General features: G+C 34.6%; 4 protein-coding genes. All 4 read right to left on the bottom strand.

The features are described 5' to 3' along the window. Positions 1-107: 107 nt before the first annotated feature. The 4 genes from DFR57_RS14925 to DFR57_RS14910 all read right to left on the bottom strand — a co-directional run bounded on the left by DFR57_RS14925 (position 108) and on the right by DFR57_RS14910 (position 6,088). Positions 108-1,601: an extracellular solute-binding protein gene (locus DFR57_RS14925; RefSeq protein ID WP_114354018.1), complete on the bottom strand. Its 1,494-nt coding sequence runs from the start codon at positions 1,599-1,601 to the stop codon at positions 108-110. A gap of 299 nt (positions 1,602-1,900) precedes the next feature. Next, the gene (locus tag DFR57_RS14920) at positions 1,901-3,190 is read right to left on the bottom strand and encodes a Gfo/Idh/MocA family oxidoreductase (protein WP_114354017.1); all 1,290 of its coding nucleotides are present in this window, start codon (positions 3,188-3,190) and stop codon (positions 1,901-1,903) included. A 289-nt stretch (positions 3,191-3,479) separates the two neighbouring features. Further along, positions 3,480-5,102 carry an extracellular solute-binding protein gene (locus DFR57_RS14915; RefSeq protein WP_114354016.1) on the bottom strand — a complete coding sequence of 541 codons (1,623 nt, stop codon included), beginning with the start codon at positions 5,100-5,102 and terminating at the stop codon, positions 3,480-3,482. 86 nt (positions 5,103-5,188) lie between these two features. Further along, positions 5,189-6,088, bottom strand: a complete 900-nt coding sequence (locus DFR57_RS14910; RefSeq protein WP_114354015.1) for a carbohydrate ABC transporter permease — start codon at positions 6,086-6,088, stop codon at positions 5,189-5,191. Between the last annotated feature and the right edge of the window lie 5 nt (positions 6,089-6,093).

Below are 6,093 nucleotides of genomic sequence, written 5' to 3'. Positions count from 1 at the left end.
CTGAAAACCATTCGTCAAAAAAAGGTTCCGATTATCAAATAACGATAATTGGAACCTTTTTTTATTATTTTAGGCTAGTTATGTCCCAGCCCCTTTTTAAAATTTATTTAATTTGAAGCTTTCCATGATATATTAAATTCTTCAATAACATCGTTCCCACCATGATCCATCCATCTTTCAATTTGTTCTTCAAATCCAGCTTTATCTAAATCACCGAGGATATAGTTAAAAGTCGCATCTACCATAATTTGTTTTAATTCTTCACTTTTTTGATCATATGTTTCTGAATCTAAAGTAATTGTTGGATCTTTAATAAGGTACTTCTCATTATCCTTAAATAAATTTTCTGCTTTTTGTCTTGCTTTAAGATCAAATTGACCTTCGTACCTACCATTCGTTTCAGGTTCTCCTACTTCAAAGGTTTGATAGGGAATAACCTCACGATCTAACTTATTTTGGTCATCAATTGTTACCGCTTTGCCATCTTCCACGGTATAATGTTCTCCTTCTTCTCCCCAAAAGACAGTATTAGCAACTTCTGGTTCCATCATCTTATTAAAAAATTCTAAAATAATTAATAACTCTTCTTCCGTTTCTACTGACGATTTCGGGAAAAAGTAAGGATGATTATAACCAGGAATACTCCAAATTTGATATTTTTCTCCAGCTTTTGAAATTTGATTATGGACGTCTAGTTCCATCTCAGGATTAATCAATTTGCCATCGCTAGCTAATCCATTTACATCGCACATACATCCTACGTATACACCAGCACGTCCATTCTTTATCATATCTTGTTGATCTGGCTTACTTGTAACTGGAAAGTCTTGATTAATATAGCCGCTTTCATGCATTTCTCGCATAAAATCTAATGCTTCTTGATATTGTGGAAACATAAAAGCCGGTTTTAATTCTCCATCTATTTCTCCCCATTCATGTGGTGCGCCAAACCAAGAGGCGATCGTATTGAAAGACCCATAAGCTAGATCCCCACGATCTGATAAACCTATCGTATCATCCTTACCATTGGCATCTGGATCATTTTCAGTAAACTGCTTGACCATTTCCATGAAATCTTCTGTTGTTTTTGGTGTATCTAAACCTAGATTGTCAGCCCAATCTTTTCGGTATATAATTCCTTGTCTAGATAATGGTCGCCCTTGATATAAAGAATATAATTTTCCGTCTATACGCATGTTATCGAGAATTTCAGGTTTCAATTTTTTCAAATTTTCAAAATCATCTAAGTACGGTTCTATTTCCCAAAACTGACCATCTCGTATTGCTTCTTTAAATGTACCTTCAATTGGTATATTTGCTACTTCAGGCATGCTATCTGTTGCAAAAGAAGTACTCATACGGTCTTGATAATTATTAGCGGGAACGTATTGCAAGTCTAATTCTACACCTGTTAATTTTTCTATTTTTTCTTCAATACCACTATCAGGTGTTTCCGCTGAATGAAGTGGGGCTAAAATAGAAATTTCATTTAAATCTGGATCCTTCATTTCATCTTCTTGTGAAGCGCTTTCATCATTGCATGCACTTAAAATTAACATCGCTAAAATTAAAAAATAAAATAGCCTTAAAGTTTTACTCATTTTTCCACCCCTTCTTTTTTAATACATTTTCAGTCTAAGATTCTTCCTTCATTCCGTATATAATCAATTTTTTATATACGTTTAAATGATGTATATCAAAGGGGTTTTACTATGTAATCTAAAGGAATGATTACTATATTATTAAATGATTATTTCCGAAGAATATTTTCAATATAAACTTGACTTCATGCTAATTATTTATGTTGAGTGTCTTAATTTTCCTTATAGTGTAGTCCGATAAATTCTTACGCTTTTCTATATTGATAAAAAAGAGCTGGGCAATGCCCAACTCTTTTTTGTTATCTTTTTAGATTCACCAAATCAGCTACTTTAACTGCTTGACCTGTTGCTAGTGACTTATTGCCTGCAATACCAGTCAGGATGGAAATCGCTCCATCAATATGAGAAGCTGCACGATTAAACTCATCCTCTTCAGGAACACCGAATAGATCATTCAGTAACACAGGGTCTCCGCCACCGTGTCCGCCTTCTCCTTCTTCAACGTCTACTTCATATGCTTCACCAAACATCGGAAGTACACGAATTACTTTCTCATCTAACTTACCTTCATCACTTTTGTCTCCACCTGAATTAATGTAAGATTGCTCTCTTACTTCTACTTCAATTCTCCCTTTTGTTCCATTAAAAGCAATGATAAAGCCTTCCCATGGAAGATATGCATTTAACGAATAAGTAAGGATAGCTTTGTTTTTATAAGTTACAACAACCCCTAATGTATCTTCAATATTAATTCCTTCACCAAAAACACTTTGATCTCGTTGGTAACCATCCTCTGGCTCTGCATCTAAATAAAGAGATTTTAAATGTTCGTTTGATTCTAAGTCGATTGCAAATGGATCATTTTTTGCAACTTCACTTCCATGTGCACGCTGATAGAAATTAGTTTCACCGCGTTCTTCAGCATTTTCTTTTCCGTAAAAACGTAATCCACCCGTCGCATAAACGGTTTCTGGCTCTGTATTTAACCAAAAGTTCACCAAGTCAAAATGGTGGGTAGATTTATGCACCAATAACCCGCCGCTATTTCGTTTATCTCTATGCCAACGTCGGAAATAATCTGCCCCATGCTGCGTATCTAATGCCCATTCAAAGTGAACAGAGTTCACTTGACCGATCACCCCATCGCGAATCAACTCACGAATTTTAGTATTATGCGGGGCATAACGGTAGTTAAAGGTAACCCGTACATTTTGTCCAGTGCGCTCAATCGCATCAATTATTGCTTGTGTCTTTTCAGCATCAACTGTCATAGGTTTTTCAGTTACAACGTCACAGCCTAACTCCATTGCACGGATGATATAACGATGGTGCGTACGGTCTACAGATGTAACAATGACAATATCTGGATTTTCTTTTTCAATCATTTCTTCAAATCGATCAACTTTATAGGTATTAATCTTATTGTAATCATACTTTTCTTCTAATAATTTATTGGAATAATCCATTCTTACTTGGTTTACATCACAAAATGCCACTAATTCACAAGTCTCACGAAAATCACGAACCATTGCTCCATAGAAAAATTCAGCTCTTCCCCCGGTACCTACTAACACATACTTTTTCTTCATCTTTTCCCCACCTTTATTTTGTAATCGATTTCATTATCAAGAAAAAAGAAAGCTTCTAAAGGAAGAAAGAAGAATTCCCTTTCAAAATAACAACGTTGTTAAAATTATAAGTCATTTCTTTTAGAATTGCAATGCTGTCTTTTGATTTTATCTTTTTATTTTTGTTTGTGTTTGGTTATGCCTTTAACAATACAAAAGAAATACATTTTTCACTTATATTATAGTCGGATAATTTTTATGCTTTTTGTAAATAAAAAGAAGCTGACAATTAAGTCAGCTCCTCTTTTTTTCACTCCTGATTCATATAACTATCATAAACTTGTTGGTTGATTTCAATGTATCTATCAATACCTAATGATTCTAAACCGCTCAAATAGTCATCCCAATCGTCTTCTAAGCTTAATTCTCCTGTAATAAATTGGACAGAACTTTGTTCTACATTATCCAAGATATTTGTTTCTAGAGTAGAATATTCATCCTGGACATCTTGTGGATACCATACTCCCCAGAATGGGAAAGTCTCTTCTGGTTCTTTTCCTTCATATAAATATGTTGCTTCTTGTAAACGACGTTCAAAACCTTCATCAGTATAAATGTCTTCTGCTTGCACTTGTCCATCCCGGAACTCACGTGGTTGGAAGTATTGCGCTGCAGCTGACCAATTATTGTTTGGTGGGTCTTCTGGGAATAGCAATTTAACGTTGGCTTCCATTTCTTCGTTAATTGCAACATCGCCTTCTTCTGGTTCTACCCAATCTTCTCCTTCCACACCAATATGCGAGCGAATCATACCATCTATAGTAAACATATAATCTAATAATTGAATCGCTTTAACTTGGGCTTCCTCACTAGCTTTATTTGTAATAGCGAAAGTTCCACTATTTGTTACCGGATAATTATATGTTGCATATTGATGATTTGGACCTTGTAAAGGTTCAATGGCATCAAACATAGGATGATTGTCATTATCGATAAATTCCCATGCGTGTTGAGCTGCAGCTGCACCTAAAATTACATCATCAGCGTTATTACCCAACTGGATAAAGGCGTCACGATTTTGGGTAAAAGCACCTGGGTCAATTAAGCCTTCTTCATATAAAGAATGAATGTATTCAAGTCCTTCTTTCCATTCGTCCGTATTAGCTGCAAAGCTAACCTCTCCATTATTTACTAGCAATCTTGTTTGTGCATCATCATATACAAATCCATTCATTAGAATTGGAATAACGGAATGGTTTGGAGAAGCCGCAGAACCACTTAATGGTATTTCATCTTGTTCACCATTTCCATTTGGATCTTGTTCTTTAAAAGCAGTTAATACTTCTTTTAATTCTTCGTGTGTAGCAGGGACGTCTAACCCTAATTCATCTAACCAATCAGAATTTATCCACAATTTATTTGGCCATGTACAGTGAAAACACTCTTCTAATCCAGGTACACTATAGATGTTTCCGTCTGGCGCCGTTGCAATTTTTCTGAATTCATCTCGTTCTTCTAACACTTCCTTTAGATTGGGCGCATGTTCGTCGATTAAATCATTTAATGGTAGTAATGCACCTTGCTCTCCATATTTCAATATTTCACTTGGTGCAAAATTATCTACCCAGTCAACTAAAAAGAACACATCCGCATAATCGCCACTTGCTAAAGAGATTTGTCTTTTCTCTTTTGCTGCAGAAGAATCATAACCAGTTTTTTGAAATTCAAAATTAATGTCAAATTCTTCTTCAGCAAATTCCGTAAATGAGTTCGTTTCTAAATCCATTTCACCATTCTCTGCAATGAATACAGACATATTCGTCTTACCGTCAGCATTTTCTTCTTCACTTGACTCATCATCTGAATTACAAGCGCTTAAAATTAAAATTATTGAAGCAAAAATTAATACCATATAAAAGCTTTTCCATTTCATGCTAATTTCCTCCCTTTTATTAAAAACATGTTAAAACAATATACTGTAAAACTCTATATCACCTCCTTAAATGATTAAAATAATTATTATCCTTTAACTGAGCCGAGTAGCATTCCTTTTACAAAATATTTCTGTGCAAAAGGATAGATAATCAACACAGGGATACTTGAAACAACAATTAAGGAGTATTGCATAAGATTGGCTAATTGTTGTCTTTTTTGTTGTTCTGCAATATCTTGATTTGCGCCTGATTCTGACTGGGTAATCAGTATTTCTCTTAATTCTAACTGTAATGGGAATAAAGCTTCTGTTCTTAAAAAGATCATCGCATCAAAATAGCTATTCCATTGAAATACTGCATACATGAGAGCAAGCACCGCTATAATTGGCTTTGATAACGGTAGTACAACATGCCACAGGAATCTTATGCTACTACAACCATCCATTTCGCTTGCTTCGACCAATTCTTCCGGAATACTTGTATAAAAAAATGTGCGAGCTATTATAATTTGCCAAACTGCCATTGCCTTAGGAATTAATATCGCCCAAGGAGTATCTAACAAACCCAATTTCTGTACCACTAAGTATTCTGGAATTAACCCTCCATAAAACAGCATAGTAAGAAGAATAAAAATCATGAAAAAGGTTTTTCCATAAAAGTTTTTTCTAGATAGCGGATAGGCAAAAATTATTGTGAGAAACACAGCAATTATTGTGTATCCTATCGTATAGAGAATAGAATTACGGAACCCTCTAATAACATCTGAATTATTTAATACTTCTATATAACCCTCAAGTGAGAAATCTACAGGCCATAACCATACCTGTCCTGAGGTAACAGCTTCAGGGCTACTGATCGAAGCACTAACGATATAAATAAGTGGATAGAGTATTACAATCATCAGTAAACTGAGAAAAATATAAATAAATGTTAAAAATACACGATCATTATAGGACTCTTTTATTGCACCATTATTTTTTCTCATTTTTC

The sequence above is a fragment of the Saliterribacillus persicus genome (assembly GCF_003337485.1).
Taxonomy (GTDB): domain Bacteria; phylum Bacillota; class Bacilli; order Bacillales; family Amphibacillaceae; genus Saliterribacillus; species Saliterribacillus persicus.
This window is presented reverse-complemented; position numbering and strand designations above follow the sequence as displayed.

Excerpts from the sequence above, each read along its gene's own strand:
- DFR57_RS14925 (WP_114354018.1), bottom strand. The coding sequence starts at position 1,601 with ATGAGTAAAACTTTAAGGCTATTTTATTTTTTAATTTTAGCGATGTTA.
- DFR57_RS14915 (WP_114354016.1), bottom strand. The coding sequence starts at position 5,102 with ATGAAATGGAAAAGCTTTTATATGGTATTAATTTTTGCTTCAATAATT.
- DFR57_RS14910 (WP_114354015.1), bottom strand. The coding sequence starts at position 6,088 with ATGAGAAAAAATAATGGTGCAATAAAAGAGTCCTATAATGATCGTGTA.
- DFR57_RS14920 (WP_114354017.1), bottom strand. The coding sequence starts at position 3,190 with ATGAAGAAAAAGTATGTGTTAGTAGGTACCGGGGGAAGAGCTGAATTT.